Genomic DNA, 17,986 nt, shown 5'->3' with positions numbered 1-17,986 from the left:
CAATCAAGCCGCTTTGGAGGGACGCGCGAGCGCGCGGCCGAACATCATGTCGGTGCGGATCGCCGCCACCTTGTCACGATTGCGGATCAGCTCGAGATACCAGAGCGCATCGACGGTATCGCCGATCAGCACCGCGCCGGTGAGCCGGCCGTCGGAGATGACGAGCTTCTTGTAGGTGCCGCGCCTGCGGTCTGACAGCACGAGGCTCTCGCTGCCCTCCCCGCCCATGAAGTCGCCCGCGGAGAATACGCTGACGCCCGACACCTTCAGATTGGTCGAGACCACGCTGCCCTGATAGGCCGCGGGACGGCCCGCGAGATGCCGCGCCAGCACGCGCGCCTGCTCGTAGGCAGGCTCGACGAGGCCGTAGCAGGTGCCGCGATGCTCGGCGCATTCGCCAAGCGCGTAGATATCGGGTGACGCCGTCTGCATCTCGTCGTTGACGACGATGCCGCGGTTGACTGCGATGCCGGCGTCCTTTGCGAGCGCAATGTTGGGCCTGATGCCGGCGGCGAAGATCACCGCATCGGCCTCGATGCGGCTGCCGTCGGCAAGCTCGACCGCTTGGACATGACCTTCGCCGTGGATGCGCGCTGTGGATGCATTGAGCAGGATACGAATGCCCTTGCGCTCGACCAGTGTCTTGAGCAGGTCCGCGGCGGAGGCATCGAGCTGGCGCTCCATCAGCCGGTCCATCAGGTGCAGCAGCGTCACCGGCGCTCCGGCCTTGGCGAGGCCGTAGGCCGCTTCGAGTCCGAGCAGACCACCGCCGACCACGACGACGCGCTTCCTGGCGGCCGCGAGCGTCAGCAGCAGGTCGACGTCGCGGGTATCGCGAAAGGTGTGCACGCCGGCGAGATCGGCGCCGGGCACGTTGAGCCGTAGCGGCGTCGAGCCGACGGCGAGCACGAGCTTGGAATATTCCATGCTCTCTTCGCCTTCGATCTTGAGCTCGCGTCGGCCGGTGTCGATCTCGGTGACCCGATAGCCGTAGCGCACCGTGACACCGCGATGGCGCCACCAGTCGGCGGGTCGGAGCTCGATCTCGTGCGAGCCGGTTTCGCCGGCCAGCACGGAGGAGAGCAGAACACGGTTGTAAGCGAGCCGCGGCTCTTCGCCGATGACGGCGACCGCGTAGCGGCCGAGTGCGGTCTTGGCGAGCTCGTCGACCAGACGCGCGGCCGCCATACCGTTTCCGACAATGACCAGCGGTTCACTCACAACGCATCTCCTATTCAGCGGCCTGCGACTGTGCGCCGTAGGCCTCGGACATCATGTAGCCGGACAACACGCCGTAGGCGTCGGTCCAGGCGGTAGCGAGTTCGGGCGTCCAGGCCTCGCCAAGGCCCTTCTCCAGGGTCCACAGCAAGGTCGCGCCGACCACGGGGTAGTGCTCGGCCTTGGCGCCGTAGCCGACGTGACGCTTCGCAAGCGCGGAGGCCGCCGGAAGAATCGAGTCCAGATTCGACAGACCGCCGACGACGGCGGCGAGCATGCCCATCAGCTTCTTGCGCTGCTCGGTCATGTCCTCGGGGAACATCGCGCGCACGGATGGCGCCACCTCGAACAGGCGATCGTAGAACAGCACCGCGGCCTGCGCGGAAATCGGCGCGACCTTGGCAAAGCTCTGCTGCACGAGGGTGATCTGTTCCGGCGTCATGATGTTCTCCTGCCTGTTGGGTTTGCCTTGGTGCGCGCCATTGCGAACCAGGTTCATTGTCAAACTGTCGGGCAATGCTTCTCCCCGCGTATGGGGAGAAGCGAGATTCGTACCAAGTATTAGACACGCGCGCCGGCGAGGCTTGACGCGCCTTCGCCCTGCGGGCTGCGACGCAGATAGAACCACCAGGTCAGCGCGAGGCAGGAGGCGTAGAAGCCGAGATAGATCGCGAGCGCGAGCTGCGGCCCGCCGGTCAGCGCGATCGACTTGCCGAACCCGGTCGGGATCAGATAGCCGCCAACGGCGCCGACCGCGCCGATGAAGCCGACCGCAGCACCGCTCTCGATGCTCGCCGTCTTCAAGGCGACCGCGCGCTCCGCATCGCCTTTGCCGCGCACCCTGAACAAGTTCTGCTCGCGGAAGATCGAGGGGATCATGCGGTAGGTCGAGCCGTTGCCGATGCCCGTCGTCACGAACAGGACCAGGAACATCGACAGAAAGCCGATGAAATCCTTGTGCCCGACGAAGTAGAGCACGCCGATCGTCGCGCCTGCCATCACGATGAAATTCCAGAACGTGATCACCGAGCCGCCGATCCTGTCGGCAAGCCAGCCGCCGAGCGGCCGCGACAGCGAGCCGACCAGCGGCCCCAGGAACGCGATCGCAATGGTGACTTGCGGGAACTGGGTCTTGATCAACAGCGGAAATGCAGCCGAGTAGCCGATGAAGGAGCCGAACGTGCCGATATAGAGATACGCCATGATCCAGGTGTGCTTGCGCCTGACCACGGCGAGCTGGTTCTTGATCGACGACTTGGCCGTGGTCAGGTTGTTCATGAAGAACACTGCGCCGAACACCGCGATCGCGATCGGCAGCACCCACATCAGGCCGGCGTTCTGGAGGAAGACGCCGTCGACGGGCGATGCCTGGAACAGGTTGATGACGGCGAGCGTCATCAGGATCGGGGTCAGGAGCTGCACGCTGGAGACGCCGATATTGCCGCCGGCCGCATTCAGTCCGAGCGCCCACCCCTTCATCCGGTCGGGGAAGAAGAACGAGATGTTCGTCATGCTGGAGGCAAAATTGCCGCCGCCGAGACCGGCGGTCGAGGCAATCAGCAGCATCAGCCAGAACGGCGTGTCGGGCTGGCCGACGAAATAAGCCAGCGAAAGCGTCGGAATGAGCAGGATCGCCGCGCTGAAGATGGTCCAGTTGCGCCCGCCGAAGGTCGTCACCGCGAAGGTGTAGGGAAAGCGCATCAACGCGCCGATCAGCCCGGGCACCGCGACGAGCTGGAACAGCTGGTCGGTGGTGTAGTGGAAGCCCGCCTGCGGCAGCTTGGTGGTGACGATGCTCCAGATCAGCCAGACCGAGAAGCCGATATGTTCGGCCACGATCGACCAGATCAGGTTGCGTCGCGCGATAGTCTTGCCAGTCGCATTCCAGAACGCCTCATCTTCGGGGCGCCAGTCTGAAATCCAGGTTGGATTCTTCGTCATTGAGTATCCCTTCTTGCCTCACCGCTGCGTCGTTGCAGGCTCAGCCTCCGGCCACGGAGGCGCGCGCCGAGGCCAAGCCCCGGTGGCGAGTTCACGATGCTGATTGATGATGTTGAGGGACGTCGTCGTTGGCGTCGCGGTCGGTGTTTCAATTTCCGTGCCAACTGCGCGCATTCCGGAAACGCAGGAAATTCAGGAGCTTGTTCGTCGTGCCCCAAATTCTTGCAGCACTATTTCGCACGCAAATTTTGCGATTCGCTCAATCCCTGTGCGCCGCACAAGGATTGAGCTTGATGATTCAAAATTAGGCGTTGCGTGAGCATCTGTTGGTGACGCGCCTACGCGGCTTCGACGAAGCGATGACGCTCATAGAGGAATTCGAGCACGCGCTGCCGGCACTTCAGGTAAGTGACGTTGGTCGCGAGTTCGAGCCGCTTGCGCGGCCGCGCCAGCGGCACCTCCAGCACCTCGCCGATGCGCGCGCTCGGCCCATTCGTCATCATGACGATGCGATCGGACAGCAGCACCGCCTCGTCGACGTCGTGGGTGATCATCAGAATGGTGTTGCCGAGCTTCTGATGCAGCGCCATCACCGAATCCTGCAAATGCGCGCGGGTCAGTGCGTCGAGCGCGCCGAAAGGCTCGTCGAGCAGCAATACTTTCGGCTCCATGGCAAGCGCGCGGGCAATGCCGACGCGTTGCTTCATGCCGCCGGAGATTTCCGAGGGCCGCTTGTCCTTGGCATGGGCCATCTGCACGAGGTTGAGATTGTGCATGACCCAGGCGTCGCGTTCGGCGCGCTTCTTGGTCTTGGCGAAGACCTTGTCGACGCCGAGCCGGACGTTCTCGTACACGGTCAGCCATGGCAACAGGCTGTGGTTCTGGAACACCACCGCGCGATCCGGTCCCGGCGAGTTCACCTCGCGGTTCTCGAGCAGCACGCCGCCCATGGTGGCGTTGGTCAGGCCTGCGATGATGTTGAGCAGGGTCGACTTGCCGCAACCGGAATGGCCGATGATCGAGACGTATTCGCCCTTGTCGATGGTGAGATTGATATCCTTCAGCACCTCCGTGGAGGCTGCGCCGCGGGTGAAAATCTTGTCGATATGGTCGAGCTTCAGATAAGCGGTCATGTGCTTCCCCTTTTAGTTCAGCGCGGTGCCGCGGGTGACGATCTTGCCGGCGCCCGCGATCAGGCGGTCGAGCACGAAGCCGATGATGCCGACATAGAACAGCGCCAGGATGATTTCGCTGATATGCGAGGAGTTCCAGGCGTCCCAGATGAAGAAGCCGATGCCGACGCCGCCGATCAGCATTTCCGCGGCGACGATCGCGAGCCATGACAGGCCGATTCCGATGCGAAGTCCCGTGAAGATGTAGGGCGCGGCGGCAGGGATCATGATCTTGGCAAAGAACTCGAGCGGGTTGAGCTGCACCACTGCGGCGACGTTGCGATAGTCCTGCGGAATGTTGCGGATGCCGACCGCGGTGTTGATGATGATCGGCCAGACCGAGGTAATGAAGATGACGAAGATCGCCGACGGCTGGCCGTCACGGAAGGCCGCGAGCGAAAGCGGCAGCCAGGCCAGCGGTGGGATCGTGCGCAAGACCTGGAACAGCGGATCGAGCCCGCGCATGGCCCAGACCGACTGGCCGACCAGGACGCCGAGCGCGATGCCGGCGATGGCGGAGAGCGAATAGCCGAGGGCAACGCGCTGGAGACTGGCGGAGAGATGCCAGAACAGACCCTTGTCGATGCCGCCATGGTCGAAGAACGGATCGAGGATCAGCTCCTTGGTGTCCTTGAAGACTTTTGACGGCGGCGGCAGCGCCGAGCCGGCGCGACGGCAGACCAGCTCCCATATCAGCATGAGCAACGCGACCACGACGAGCGGCGGGATGACGCGCACGGCGGTCTCCCGCGCCATCCGCGCGTAAGTCTCCGAGCGCGGCGGCCGCTTCGGTGTCATCGCGACGACCGGTGCGGCAGCGCTCGCGGGCTTCGCGGTCTCAACCTCGATCTTCGTGGCGGGCATGTTCATCGCAATATCTCTCCGGCTGCAAAAGACGATGCGGCCGCCCGGAGGCGGCCGCTGGCTCCATCAGACTTCGACGCGCTTGATCGCGAGCGACTTCAGATAGGCAGCGGGATTTTCCGGATCGAACACCTTGCCGTCGAAGAAGGTCTCCTTGCCGCGCGACGTAGAGGCCGGGATCTCCGCACTTGCGACGCCGAGCGTCTTGGCCGCATCGCGCCACATGTCCTCGCGGTTGACCTTGGCGATCAGCGCCTTGGTGTCGAAATTCGCCTCGTACTTGCCCCAGCGGATGTCCTCCGTGAGGAACCAGAGGTCGTGGCTCTGGAACGGATAGGAGGCGAAGTCGCGCCAATACTTCATGATGTGCGGGGAGTTCTCGACCACCTTGCCCGGGATGCCGTAGTCGAACTTGCCAGCGGTGCGGTCGAGCACGTCTTCGACGGGGCAGTTCATCCACTGCCGCTTGCCCATGATGGCGGCAAGCTCGGCCTTGTTCTCGGCCTTGTCCGACCATTGCTGCGCTTCCATCACCGCCATCAGCAGCGCCTTCGAGGCCTTTGGATATTTATCGACGAAGGCGGCGCGCATGCCGAAGGATTTTTCCGGATGCTTGTTCCAGAGTTCGCCGGTGTTGATGGCGGTGTAGCCGATGTTCTGATGGATCAATTGCAGATTCCAGGGCTCGCCGACGCAGAAGCAATCCATGGTGCCGACCTTCATGTTGGCCACCATCTGCGGCGGCGGCACCACGATGGTCTCGATGTCCTTGTCGGGATCGATCCCGCCGGCGGCGAGCCAGTAACGGATCCAGAGGTCATGCGTGCCGCCGGGGAAGGTCATCGCGGCCTTCACGGCCTTGCCCGAGGCCCTCTTCTTCTCCAGCGCCGCCTTGAAGGGCGTGGCGTCGACGCCGAGCTTCAGGTCGGCATATTCGTTGGCGACGGAGATGCACTGGCTGTCGAGATTGAGCCGCGCCAGGATGTACATCGGCGTCGGCTGATTGTTCTGCGTCACCTTGCCGGCCGAGATCAGATACGGCATCGGGGTGAGGATGTGCGCACCGTCGATGCCGTTGCCTTCTGAGCCGAGCACGAGATTGTCCCGCGTGGTGCCCCAGGAGGCCTGCTTCTGCACGTCGGTGTCAGGCATGCCGTATTTGGCGAACAGGCCCTTGTCCTTGGCGACGAACAAGGGGCCGGCATCGCTCAGCGCGATGAAGCCGAGCTTGGCACCCTTGACCTCGGGGCCGGCGTCCTGCGCGAAGGCGCCAGCGGGGAAATTGAGTTTTACGGCGGCCAGGAGTGCGGCGGTCGAGCCGGCGGCCTTCAACAATTGACGGCGGCTGAGGCCAGTGTCCGACGGCCGGCGGGTGCGCTTGGTCATAGGCGATATCGTCCTTTGCGTCGTTGCAGAATGATTGCGTCAGTGCACACGAGCAGCCCATCCGGTCCGGCGACGCCTGAAGCTGCGCATGCGAACGCGCGGCGGGGAGACCCCCGTCTGGTGGCGTCGGCAATTCGGATGAGAAGTCTCGCGGGACGGCTTCAATGGCGTCGGGCTGGAACTATTCAAGCTTCGTGCCAAGCGCCACAAGGCAGAAAACGACCCGATATCAATGCGTTATTGACGACGCGCTAGTCTGTCGCAGGCCTATTCCGCTCGCGAAATTTGCCGCTTGCCCAATAATTGTGCGGCGCACAACAGTTGAGCAGCAGCTCAAGGAAAAGGCCGCACGACGCGCAAAAGCCGCGTCAACCAAAGCTCTATCGCGTTGATATTGCTCGATTTCTATGGAGCCACCACACGGCACGCGACTTGCATTTAAGTTCGCGTCAACGACGACTGCGGCTCGACCGCAATACTGCAGCCTGTGGCGGCTGCAGTCCGGAAGCTCATCGGCTTCGCGGCCCTCCGCGGCTCCATCCTCGTGACGCGAATCCCAAGGCTTCCAAATCTCCCCGGCGCGGCACGTGGCCCGCACGGCCAATAACTTTCGGCGGCGCACTCAGAGCGTCTCGATCTCTCTTACGGAGCAAAAGGAATCATAGATGTCGTATCTCGCGCCTTCGGAATTCGTCACCAAGATGGTGGATGCGGGCGAGTCCAAAGTCTTCATGTCCACCCGGGATACCATCATCCGTGCCTACATGGCCGGCGCTATCCTGGCGCTCGCGGCATGGTTCGCCGTCACGATCAACGTGAACACGGGGCAGCCGCTGATCGGCGCGCTGCTGTTCCCGGTCGGCTTCGTCATGCTGTATCTGCTGGGCTTCGACCTCCTGACCGGCGTGTTCGTGCTCTCCCCGCTCGCCCTGATCGACAAGCGCCCCGGCGTCACCATCGGTGGCGTCTTGCGCAACTGGGGCCTCGTCTTCGTCGGCAACTTCGCCGGCGCCTTCACCGTGGCCTTCATGATGGCTTTCGTCACGACCTTCGGCTTCACGCAGGACCCCGACAAGATCGGCACCGCGATCGGCAATATCGGCGAAGGCCGAACGCTGGGCTACGCTGCGCATGGCGCGGCCGGCATGGCGACGCTGTTCCTGCGCGGCATGCTTTGCAACTGGATGGTCTCGACCGGCGTGGTCGGCGCCATGATCTCGACCTCGGTCCCCGGCAAGGTCATCGCGATGTGGATGCCGATCCTGGTGTTCTTCTACATGGTGTTCGAGCATTCCGTCGTGAACATGTTCCTGTTCCCGTCGGGCCTGATGCTGCACGCAAAATTCTCGATCATGGATTACCTGATCTGGAACGAGATCCCGACGGTGCTCGGCAACCTCGTCGGCGGCCTCGCCTTCACCGGCATGACCCTCTACGCCACGCACGTCATGACCAAGCCGAAGCGCCAGGCCGGCAAGGCCACGTCGCCCCGCGTCGCGGCCTGATACGTCTCGACAGGAGAGCCTCGCCCGATCAGGGTGAGGCTCCCCTTTGCCGGTGATGACGATGACCCGCGGACTTCAGATCTCGGTCGGCCAGCATTCCGACAAGGGTCGCAAGCCCATCAACCAGGATTTTCACGGCGTCCTCGTTCCGGACGAGCCGATGCTCAGCCTGAAGGGCATTGCGGCCGTCCTCGCCGACGGCATCTCCAGCAGCACGGTGAGCCAGATCGCCAGCGAGTCGGCGGTCAAGAGCTTCCTGATGGACTATTATTGCACGTCGGAATCCTGGACGGTGAAGACCTCCGCCCGCCGCGTGCTGGACGCGACCAATTCCTGGCTCCACGCGCAGACGCGCAAGAGCCAATATGCCTATGACCGTGACAAGGGTTATGTCTGCACGCTGAGCGCCATGGTCATCAAGGCGAGCACCGCGCACATCTTCCACGTCGGCGACTGTCGCGTCTACCGCGTGGCCGGCAAGGCGCTCGAACAGCTGACCGACGATCACCGGATCATCGTGTCCTCGGAGCAGACCTATCTCGGCCGTGCGCTCGGGATCAATCCGCAGCTCGAGATCGACTACCAGAGTTTCGAGATCGAGACTGGCGACACGTTCCTGCTGGCGACCGACGGCGCCTATGAATTCGTCGACGCGCGTTTTGTCACGAGTGCGCTCAGCGAGCATGCAGCCGAGCTCGACGGAGCGGCGAAGGCGATCGTCGAGGAAGCCTACCGGCGCGGCAGCGACGACAACATCACAGTCCAGATCCTCCGCATCGATGCAGTGCCGCAGCGCGAGCCGGCCGGCATCTTCAACCAGACCTCCCAGCTGCCGCTTCCCCCGCTGCCGGAGCCGCGGGCCGTCTTCGACGGCTACAGGATCGTCCGCGAAATCCACGCCAGCAGCCGCAGCCACATCTACCTTGCCGTCGACGCGGTGACCGAGGAGCCGGTCGCGCTGAAGCTTCCGTCGATCGATTTGCGCGACAATGCCGCCTACCTGAAGCGCTTCCTGATGGAGGAGTGGATCGCGCGCCGGATCGACAGCCCGCACGTGCTGAAGCCGCTGTCACAGTCGAAACGGCGCGGTTACCTCTACGTCGCGACCGAATTCGTCGAAGGTCAGACCTTGCGGCAATGGATGACGGACAATCCGCGCCCCGATCTCGAAACCGTCCGCGGACTGGTCGAGCAAATCGCCGCGGGCCTGCGCGCCTTCCACCGCATGGAGATGCTGCATCAGGACCTCAGGCCCGACAACATCCTGATCGACAAGACCGGCACCGCGAAGATCATCGACTTCGGATCGGTTAAGGTGGCAGGCGTCGCGGAGGCCGCGCCACAGGACGAGACCGACGAAATTCTGGGAACGGTCCAGTACACGGCGCCGGAATATTTTCTTGGCCAAGGCGGCTCGCCGCGCTCCGACATGTTTTCACTCGCCGTGATCTGTTACCAGATGCTGACGGGAAAGCTTCCCTATGGCACGCAAATCGCGAGGATCCGACGCAAGGCGGACGTGCGGAGGCTCAAATATCGCCCGGCCGATGACGACAGCAACGTGCCCGCCTGGGTCGATGGCGCGCTCAGACGTGCGCTCCATCCGGATCCTTACAAGCGGCACGAGGATCTGTCCGAATTCGTCTTCGAGCTTCGCACGCCCAATCCGGCCTATCTTGACACGCGGATCACGCCGCTCTTGGAGCGCAGCCCGCTGATGTTCTGGAAATTGACCACGGCGGCGCTCGCCTGCGTCGTCGTGGTCCTGCTTGCGATGTTGCACGCGCGCTGATCAGGGGTGTAGCCACGCAAAGCATCACCACGTGATCAGCGGAGACCGATGCAGCCAGGTATCGGCGTGCACCTGATCGAGCACGAATTTCGCAACGTCTTCGCGCGCGATGCTGCCGCCATGGAAGCCCGAAAGATCCGTCAGGGCCCGGATCGAACCGCGGCCGGGCTTGTTGTTCAGGATCGAGGGACGAACCAGGACCCAATTCAGCCCGCTGTTTCTGACGATCGCCTCCTGCCGGTCCTTGTCGGCGTACACCTTCTTCAGGAGAAGCGGAAAGATCACATTGTCGGCGATAAAGCCGCCGTGGCCTGCACTGTCGCCGGCGCCCATTCCCGTGATGCAAACCAGCCGCGAGACCTGCTCGGCCTTCATCGCGCTCACGAGCGCGCGCGTCGCGGTCGAGAGAAGCGTCACCTCGCGGAACGGACTTACCGGTGTACCCAGCGCACTGACCACGGCGTCACGGCCTTCGAGGGCTGCGCGCAGGGCTGTTTCATCGCGGGCGTCTCCGACGATGAGCTTCGCCCCCGTGATGTCACTTGCCTTTCCGGCGGAACGCACCAGCACGGTAACGTCGTAGCCTCGCGCCACCGCCTGGTTGACGATCAGGCGGCCGGTGGCACCGGTCGCTCCAAGCACTAATATCTTCGTTGCACCTTGCGGATCCGCCGGAACGGTGGCGATTGAAGAGGTCATGATGGGAATCCTCGTTGTCGTGATGGGGACGTACCCCTGCCGTCAGGCAGAGGCCGTGATCTCGGAGACGAAGTCGCGGTAGGAGCGCAGGGGGCGGCCCAACAGTGCGGTCAGACGCTCGACGTCGCCGGGCTCGGGGACCATTCCCTCGGTGAGGAAGCGCTCGCTCATCAGCCGCATGTCGTAGGCCATCCAGTTCGGCATGAACTGCCGGAGATTCTTCTCGAAGCCGGCGGTATCGTCACCGGGATAGGCGATCGTGCGGCCCAGCACCTCCGACCAGACGGCGGCGGCTTTCGCGCCGGTCAGCGTCTCAGGACCGACGAGATTGATGCGGTCGAGCGCAAGCGGCGCTGCGGCGCGCTCACGACGGATGAGCTCGACGGCCGCGATCTCGCCGATGTCGCGCGCATCGATCATGGCGAGCCCCCTGCTCCCGATCGGCATCGGATAGATGCCGTATCCGGTCACCACGTCCTTGATCGTGACGTCGTTGTTCATGAAGTACGCCGGGCGCAGGATGGTGGCGTGGAAGCCCATCTGCTCGATCATCCGCTCGACGCCGAACTTGCCGGCAAAGTGCGGGACGTTCACGTAGCGGTCGCTGTGGATCACCGAGAGGTAGACGACCCGCTCGACGCCAGCCTCGCGGGCGACGTTGAGCGCGATCAGTGCCTGCGTGAATTCATCCGGCACCACTGCGTTGAGCAGGAACAGGGTCGAGACGCCCTTGAATGCGCTGCGGAGCGAGTCGACGTCGAGCAGGTCGCCCTGCACCACGGTGACGCCTGCCGGGAGGTTTGCCTCGGCGGGATCGCGGGCGAGAGCACGGACATCGGCGCCGCGCTTGACGAGCTGTTCGACGACGTGGCGGCCGATGGTGCCGGTTGCACCGGTAACGAGGATGGTCATGGGGATCACTCCGGGTTGGGTCAGAAGACATCCGGGAAATTAGTGATCCACAAACGAAACGATAGCCGCTATATCTGGACAGACTGTCTCACTGGTGGAACGATGGACCTGCTCGCACTCACCGATTTCAATCTCGTCGCCCGGCACGGCGGGTTCGGCCGGGCCGCACGGGCCGCCGGCCGCCCGAAAGCCACCCTGTCCCGGCGCGTCGCGGAGCTGGAAGCCGCGCTCGACCTGCGCCTGTTCGAGCGCGGAGCGCGCACCCTGAAACTCACACAGGAAGGACGCGCTCTCTACGAGCGGACGGGGGCCCTGCTCACCGAGCTCGACGAGACGGCGACAGCGATCGCCTCGGGTGGGGACAGGCCGCGGGGGCGCTTGCGGATCAGCGCGCCCTTGCTGTTCTCGCAGACTGCAATGGGAAACCTCGCGGCCGGGTTCGCGCTCAGATATCCGGAGGTCCGTCTCGAGGTCACGACGGAAGATCGCTCCGTCGACATGGTGGAGGAAGGGTATGACCTGGTGATCCGGGTCAATCCCGATCCCGATGACAGCCTTGTCGGACGAATCTTTCTGCGCGATCGGCTGGTGGTCGTGGCGAGCCCGGACCTGAAACGACCGCGGGACGGTATCGCTGCGCCGGCAGTCATGCGCGGACCGGGCGACCAGCTGACAAGCTGGGAAATCGCGGTGCCAAGCGGAACATCGCGCATCGCGATTGATCCGGTCCTGCGTCTGTCATCGCTCATCATGGTCCGCGACGCCGTCCGGGCCGGCGTCGGCGCCGCACGCCTCCCGGTGTCACTGGTCAGTCACGACCTCGCTGCCGGCACGCTGGTGCTTTGGGGCGACATCGAGGGACCGGAGATCGCGTTGTGGACACTCTATCCTTCACGCCGGCTCCTAAGCGCGCGCGTATCCGCCTTCCTCGACTTCATGAAGGAAGCCTTTCCAACGGGGGCACCTGACGAACTGGCGGCCTTTATCGGGCGCTGAAGTACATCCGTCCGCGATACGTCAGGCCGGCTCCTCCGCCTTCATCCCCAGCGGCTTGGGCGCCATGCCGCCGCCGGGCTTGAGATGGAATTCGTAACTCATCAAGTGCCACTGCCCGTTCGCCTTGGTGCCGTCGGGCATCTCCGGGTCGCTGCGCGGCTCGACCTTGGCGATGAGATCGTCCTTCACGCCGAACACCACGTCGGAATCCAGATATTTGTCGCCGTCCATGAAGACGTGGGTGATCAGCGGCTCGTAGCCCTTGGCATTGACCAGGAAGTGCACATGCGCCGGGCGCATCGGATGGCGGTTGGTCTGCACGATCATCTCGCCAACCGGCCCGTCGGTCGGAATCGGATAGCTGCAAGGCAAGATGGTGCGGAAGAAGAAGTGGCCATCGCTGTCGGTGAGGAAGCGCGCCCGTGCCGAGGCGCCGACCTGGTCATAGTTCGGCTTCTGCGAGTCGTAGAAGCCGTCATCGTCGGCGTGCCAGACGTCAACAGGGACATTCGCTAGCGGTTTGCCCTTGAGATCGGTGACACGGCTCTGCACGAACATCCGTTCGCCGCTTTGATTGTTCGGAGAAATGTCCGTGCCGTGCGCCGTCACCTTATGCTCGCCGACATAGAACGGCCCGAGCACGGTGGTCTGGGTGGCGCCCTCGCGCTCGCGATGGTTGACCGCGTCGACCAGCATGGAGACGCCGAGCACGTCGGACAGGAGGATGAATTCCTGTCGTGTGTCCGTGCATTTCTGACCGGTGCGGGTCAGGAAATCGATGGCGTATTCCCATTCCGCGAAGGTGAGGCCGGTCTTGCTCACGTAATCGTGCAGCGACTTCACCAATTCCTGGAGCAGGAATTTCGCGCGCGGGTCAGGTGTCTGGTCAAAGCTCCGGACGACGGCTTCGGTGAGTTCGGTTTCGTTGAACTGGGTCATGGTGCGTTTGCCTGCGTTTTCTCATTGGCCCGTTGGGGGATCTTTTGGGCTGCTCGGAGGCGTTCCAAAGTGAAGCCTACACCAAACAGCCGGCCGGCGTTAAGCGCGACCGGCTTGGAATGAGACCGCCTTTTCGGCTATCAACGGCGGACAAAACTGCCCGGAGGAACTGATGCTCGCCCCCACCCCCGCCTCGCCCGAATCCGTGGGCATGTCCAAGGCCGCGCTCGACCGTGTCGATGCGCATCTGAAGAGCCGGTACATCGATGCCGGTCGCTTCCCGGGCACGCATCTCCTGGTCTATCGCCGTGGCAAGATCGCCCACAGCTCGGTGCAGGGTTTTGCCGACGTCGAACGCAAGCTGCCCGTCAAGGATGACACGATCTACCGCATCTATTCCATGACCAAGCCGCTCACCAGCGTCGCCTTCATGATGCTGGTCGAGCAAGGCCTCGTCGCGATCGATGAGCCCGTCGCCAAGTACATTCCGGAATGGAAGGATCTCGGTGTGTTCGTCGCCGGCACCGCGCCTTCCTTCCTGACCCGTCCGCCCTCGCGGCCGATGCTGATCGTCGACCTCCTGCGCCACACCTCCGGCCTCACCTACGGCTTCCAGCAGCGCTCGAACGTCGATGCCGCCTACCGCGCTGAAAAGATCGGCGAGGTCGAGAAATCCGGCACGCTCCAGACCATGATCGAGAGCCTTGCAAAAATCCCGCTGGAGTTCTCGCCGGGCGAGGCCTGGAACTACTCGGTTTCGACCGACGTGCTGGGCTACCTCGTCGGCAAGATCTCCGGCATACCCTTCGAGCGGTTCCTGAAACAACGCATCCTCGATCCACTCGGCATGACCGACACTGATTTCCACGTGCCGGCTTCCAAGGCCCACCGGTTCGCCGCCTGCTACTCGGCCGACCCGGGTGGCGGCATGACCTTCCATGCCGGCCAGCGGCGCGAGGGACTGACATTGCAGGACGATCCGGCGACGAGCTCGTTCCTGTCGCCGCCGTCCTTGATCTCGGGCGGCGGCGGGCTGTGCTCGACGACGGCCGACTATCTCACCTTCTGCCGTGCGCTGCTCAATGGCGGCGAGCTCGGCGGCGTCAGGTTGATCGGGCCGAAGACGCTGGCGCTGATGACGACCAACCACATTCCGGGCGGCCGCTTTCTCCCCGAGGTGTCGCGCTCGCTGTTCTCCGAAGCGACCTATAACGGCATCGGCTTCGGCCTCGGCTTCGCCGTGACCATGCGCCCGGCCGAGACACTGGTCGCCGGCAGCCCCGGTGAATACAATTGGGGCGGCGCGGCCACGACGTCGTTCTGGATCGACCCGGCCGAGGAGCTGATCACCATCTTCATGACGCAGGTGCTGCCGTCCAGCGCCTACCCGCTCCGGCGCGAGCTGCGCAGCATGGTCTACGCCGCGATCACCGAGAGCAATCTCTAGACCAAATGCACCGATCCCCAGGCATCAGAGCCGCGGGATCAAGCTTGGCTCATTTCAACATCTCCGGCACGATCAGGCGCGGCAGGAACAGGGAAACGCTGGGCCAAATGATGAGCGCCGCCAGCACGAGCAGCATGGGGATCAGCATGATCACCGTGTCCTTCAGCGCATAGCGCAGCCGCACCCCGGCGATCGAGCAGGCGATCATCAAGCACAGGCCATAAGGCGGCGTCACCAGCCCGAAGGCCAGCGAAACGATCGAGATGATCGCAAACTGCACCGGATGAAGGTCCACCGATTTCGCCAGCGGTTCGAGAACGGTACCGACGATGATGATCGCCGGAATGGCGTCGAGGAAGCAGCCCACCACCAGAAAGCAGAACGCGATGAAGAAGCCGGCTCCGATCGCTCCCATGCCCCAGGTCGAGACGTTGGCCAGCAGTTCCTGCGGGATCCTGTAATAAGCCAGCAACCAGCCGAACGCGCTGGCGGTGCCCACGCAGAACAGCGCGACTCCCGCAAGACGGCCGGTGTCGAGCAAGGCCTTGTAGAGTTCGCGCGCGCCGGTTTCACGGTAAAAGAATGTTGATAGCGCCACGGAATAAAGCACCGCGACGCAGGCGGATTCGGTTGCGGTGAACCACCCCAGCAGGATGCCGCCGACGATGATGAACGGCGTCAGCAGCGCCGGTATCGAGCGCCAGATGGCGCAGCACATCTCCCGCCAGGTGTCCTTCGGATAGGTCGGGTAACCTCGTCGCACGGCATAGATATGCACTGTCGCCATCTGCGCTCCGGCGATCAGCAATCCCGGCACGATGCCCGCGAGATACATCGCCGCGATCGAGGTCGAGATCAGTCCACCCCACACGATCATCAGGATCGAGGGCGGGATGATGACGGCGAGCACGGCCGAGACCGCGGTGATAGCAATGGAGAACGAGAGGTCGTAACCCTCCTTGGTCTGGGCATCGATGAAGATCTTGGACTGGCTCGCCGCGTCCGCGGTGGAGGAGCCGGAGATGCCGGCAAAGAACACCGACAGCACGACGTTGATCTGCGCCAGCGACCCCGGCCAGTGCCCGACCATCGAGCGCGACAGCGCGACCAGCCGGTCGGTGATGCCGCCGATGCTCATCAAATTGGCGGTGAGCAGGAAGAACGGTACCGCCAGCAGGATGAACGAATTGTAGGCGTTGAAGGTTTCCTGCGCGAGCGTCATCAGCGACAGATGCGGCTCGATCAGCAGGATCGGCACGCAGGCAAGGCCAAGCGCGAAAGCGACCGGCACGCGTATGATGAGCAGGCCAACGAAAGTCCCGAACAGGACCATCGCGGCCTGTCCGGCAGAAAGAATATTGCCGCTCATTGATCTGCCCCAACCAGAATCCGCATCTCGTCGATAATCTGTTCACCGGCGAACACGATCCAGGTCACGCCGGCAACCGGCCAGGCGACGTGGATCAGCCAAAGCGGCAGATCGGCCAGCTCCGAAGTTCTGTTCCAGGCAAAACGGGTAAACTCGATGCCGGCTGATACGAACACGAGCGCCAGCGCCAGCACGCCGAGCCGCGCGAGAATTCGCACCATGGCTTCACTTCGGCGTGACAGGTCAGGCCAGACGTCGACTTCAAAATGCTGCGACTCTCTGATGCCGACCATCGCGCCGATCATGATCGTCCAGATGAACATGAACCGCGCCATCTCCTCGGTCCAGATGTAGGATGGAATCAAAGGCGTGTAGCGCGAGATGATCTGCAACGTGACCGGAATGACCAGAAGGCCGACAGAGGCGGCGAGCAGGATTTCCAGCAGTTTTGCATAGGCCGCCGTTGCTCGGCGCCACGGCGACGGGTTCGGTGGCATCGATATTTCGGTCATTACGACTCCGGGGGATCACAATCACGCAATGGGGCAAGCCGTCCGGCTTGCCCCGACGTTCTATCGCGTGGGCGGCGACAGTTGTCAGACGACGTTGATCTTCTCGAAAATGCCTTCCGCGCCGATTTCCTTGGCGTAGGTGGCCATCACGGGATCAGCGAGCTTCTTCATGGCGTCGCGCTCTTCGAATGGAACGCGCTTGAGTTTTCCGGCTTTCTCAAGCGTGTCGAGCTTGACGACCTCTTCACTCGACTCCAGCTGACGGCCGTAGTCGCCGGCCTCCTTGCCGGCCTTCATGATCGCGTCTTGCAAATCCTTCGGCAGCGTCTTCAGCGTCTTCACCGAGAAGCAGATCGGCCGGATCGACACGGCGTGCTGGGTCAGATTGAGATGCGGGGCCACTTCGTAGAACTTCATCGCCTCGACGCCGGCCGCCTCGTTCTCGCCGGCCGATATCACGCCGTTCTGGATCGCGTTGTAGATCTCGTTGTAGGCGATCACCGTCGGGCTCATGCCGACGGCCGCGAAGGTCTTCGACCAGATCGGCGCGCCCTGTACGCGCACCTTGAGTCCCCTAAGGTCGGCGAGAGTCTTGAGCGGCTTATTGGCGAAAATGTTGCGGATGCCACCGCCGGAATAGCCGATCAGAACGACCTCGGCCTTGGCCGCGACTTCGTCGGCGATCGGCGCCAGGATATTGGCTTCGACGACCTTGTTCATGTGTTCGATGCCCTTGAACACGAAGGGCGCGTCGATGAACGGGGCCGCCTTGGCGAAGGTCGACATGTGAGCCGGCGAGACGATGCCGTAATCGACGGCTTTGCCCTGCGACATGTACTCGAAGTACTGCTTTTCGAGGCCAAGCGAGGAATTCCTGTGCAGCGTGAAGTTGACGGGCTTGCCGTAATACTTCTTCACCAGCTCTTCGAACCGGAGCAGTGCCCGGTTGAAGGCGTGGTCGTCGTTGAACTGGACCGCGCCGTTCAGCGTGATCGGCGATTGCGCCCGGACGATCGACGGCATGCCAATCGCAGCCGCCGCAGTGGTCGCACCGATCCCAGCGAGAAATGATCTTCGCTTCATGGTTTCCCCTCCCTTTGATGCTCCGGCCCTGTCGCCGGGCCGTGAGCGCAGCCGGTATGCGGCTTGCGAGAGGAAGCGTATGAAAAACGTCGGCGGGACGGAAGTCATTTCGCGTGCGCGGGAGGTCCTCTTCGTCGCAGGGCTAGCCGTT

The 17,986-nt window shown here is 63.3% G+C and carries 16 protein-coding genes; 4 read left to right on the top strand and 12 right to left on the bottom strand.

From position 1 onward, the window contains the following. Window positions 1-3 precede the first annotated feature (3 nt). The 6 genes from AC0L23_RS04635 to AC0L23_RS04610 all read right to left on the bottom strand — a co-directional run bounded on the left by AC0L23_RS04635 (window position 4) and on the right by AC0L23_RS04610 (window position 6,581). Window positions 4-1,221: an NAD(P)/FAD-dependent oxidoreductase gene (locus AC0L23_RS04635; protein WP_085385885.1), complete on the bottom strand. Its 1,218-nt coding sequence runs from the start codon at window positions 1,219-1,221 to the stop codon at window positions 4-6. Between the two features lie 10 nt (window positions 1,222-1,231). Continuing rightward, window positions 1,232-1,660 (bottom strand): globin family protein, encoded by a 429-nt coding sequence (locus AC0L23_RS04630; protein ID WP_026233298.1) that lies wholly within the window; start codon window positions 1,658-1,660, stop codon window positions 1,232-1,234. A 119-nt stretch (window positions 1,661-1,779) separates the two neighbouring features. After that, window positions 1,780-3,159, bottom strand: a complete 1,380-nt coding sequence (locus AC0L23_RS04625) for an MFS transporter (protein WP_018457089.1) — start codon at window positions 3,157-3,159, stop codon at window positions 1,780-1,782. 338 nt (window positions 3,160-3,497) lie between these two features. Beyond that, complete coding sequence (locus tag AC0L23_RS04620; RefSeq protein WP_085362269.1) at window positions 3,498-4,292, bottom strand: ABC transporter ATP-binding protein; 795 nt, start codon at window positions 4,290-4,292, stop codon at window positions 3,498-3,500. A gap of 12 nt (window positions 4,293-4,304) precedes the next feature. Continuing rightward, window positions 4,305-5,201 (bottom strand): nitrate ABC transporter permease, encoded by an 897-nt coding sequence (gene ntrB, locus AC0L23_RS04615; RefSeq protein WP_085352122.1) that lies wholly within the window; start codon window positions 5,199-5,201, stop codon window positions 4,305-4,307. A gap of 60 nt (window positions 5,202-5,261) precedes the next feature. Continuing rightward, window positions 5,262-6,581, bottom strand: a complete 1,320-nt coding sequence (locus AC0L23_RS04610; RefSeq protein WP_085362268.1) for a CmpA/NrtA family ABC transporter substrate-binding protein — start codon at window positions 6,579-6,581, stop codon at window positions 5,262-5,264. Between the two features lie 665 nt (window positions 6,582-7,246). On the opposite strand from AC0L23_RS04610, the gene AC0L23_RS04605 reads away from it, so the two are divergent. Further along, window positions 7,247-8,086: a formate/nitrite transporter family protein gene (locus AC0L23_RS04605; protein WP_018457093.1), complete on the top strand. Its 840-nt coding sequence runs from the start codon at window positions 7,247-7,249 to the stop codon at window positions 8,084-8,086. Window positions 8,087-8,141: 55 nt separating this feature from the next. Then, on the top strand, window positions 8,142-9,878 hold the full coding sequence (locus tag AC0L23_RS04600; RefSeq protein ID WP_085385886.1) for a bifunctional protein-serine/threonine kinase/phosphatase: 1,737 nt from the start codon (window positions 8,142-8,144) through the stop codon (window positions 9,876-9,878). Between the two features lie 24 nt (window positions 9,879-9,902). Here AC0L23_RS04600 and AC0L23_RS04595 read toward each other — a convergent pair whose 3' ends face one another. Continuing rightward, window positions 9,903-10,577, bottom strand: a complete 675-nt coding sequence (locus AC0L23_RS04595; protein WP_085362267.1) for an NAD(P)-dependent oxidoreductase — start codon at window positions 10,575-10,577, stop codon at window positions 9,903-9,905. 42 nt (window positions 10,578-10,619) lie between these two features. Next, window positions 10,620-11,489: an SDR family oxidoreductase gene (locus AC0L23_RS04590; protein ID WP_085362266.1), complete on the bottom strand. Its 870-nt coding sequence runs from the start codon at window positions 11,487-11,489 to the stop codon at window positions 10,620-10,622. Between the two features lie 102 nt (window positions 11,490-11,591). Between AC0L23_RS04590 and AC0L23_RS04585 the strand changes: the two genes are divergently transcribed. Further along, the gene (locus AC0L23_RS04585; RefSeq protein ID WP_085362265.1) at window positions 11,592-12,485 is read left to right on the top strand and encodes a LysR family transcriptional regulator; all 894 of its coding nucleotides are present in this window, start codon (window positions 11,592-11,594) and stop codon (window positions 12,483-12,485) included. Window positions 12,486-12,506: 21 nt separating this feature from the next. Here the strand turns inward: AC0L23_RS04585 and AC0L23_RS04580 are convergent, their stop codons facing one another. After that, the gene (locus AC0L23_RS04580; RefSeq protein ID WP_085362264.1) at window positions 12,507-13,424 is read right to left on the bottom strand and encodes an intradiol ring-cleavage dioxygenase; all 918 of its coding nucleotides are present in this window, start codon (window positions 13,422-13,424) and stop codon (window positions 12,507-12,509) included. A 172-nt stretch (window positions 13,425-13,596) separates the two neighbouring features. Between AC0L23_RS04580 and AC0L23_RS04575 the strand changes: the two genes are divergently transcribed. Further along, entirely contained in the window at window positions 13,597-14,871 is a 1,275-nt protein-coding gene (locus tag AC0L23_RS04575; RefSeq protein WP_085362263.1) for a serine hydrolase domain-containing protein, read from the top strand. 49 nt (window positions 14,872-14,920) lie between these two features. Here AC0L23_RS04575 and AC0L23_RS04570 read toward each other — a convergent pair whose 3' ends face one another. From AC0L23_RS04570 to AC0L23_RS04560, 3 genes are all read right to left on the bottom strand, one after another. Next, window positions 14,921-16,240: a TRAP transporter large permease gene (locus AC0L23_RS04570; protein WP_085362262.1), complete on the bottom strand. Its 1,320-nt coding sequence runs from the start codon at window positions 16,238-16,240 to the stop codon at window positions 14,921-14,923. Next, window positions 16,237-16,752 carry a TRAP transporter small permease gene (locus tag AC0L23_RS04565; RefSeq protein WP_085362261.1) on the bottom strand — a complete coding sequence of 172 codons (516 nt, stop codon included), beginning with the start codon at window positions 16,750-16,752 and terminating at the stop codon, window positions 16,237-16,239. The genes AC0L23_RS04570 and AC0L23_RS04565 overlap by 4 nt, the downstream gene beginning before the upstream one ends. 84 nt (window positions 16,753-16,836) lie before the next feature. Continuing rightward, window positions 16,837-17,835, bottom strand: coding sequence for a TRAP transporter substrate-binding protein (locus AC0L23_RS04560; RefSeq protein ID WP_085362260.1), 999 nt, complete (start codon window positions 17,833-17,835; stop codon window positions 16,837-16,839). Window positions 17,836-17,986: the final 151 nt, after the last annotated feature.

Source organism: Bradyrhizobium sp. MI1.4, from assembly GCF_055811315.1.
The sequence above is the reverse complement of the archived record's forward strand: the minus strand, read 5'-3'. Positions and strand labels throughout refer to the sequence as shown.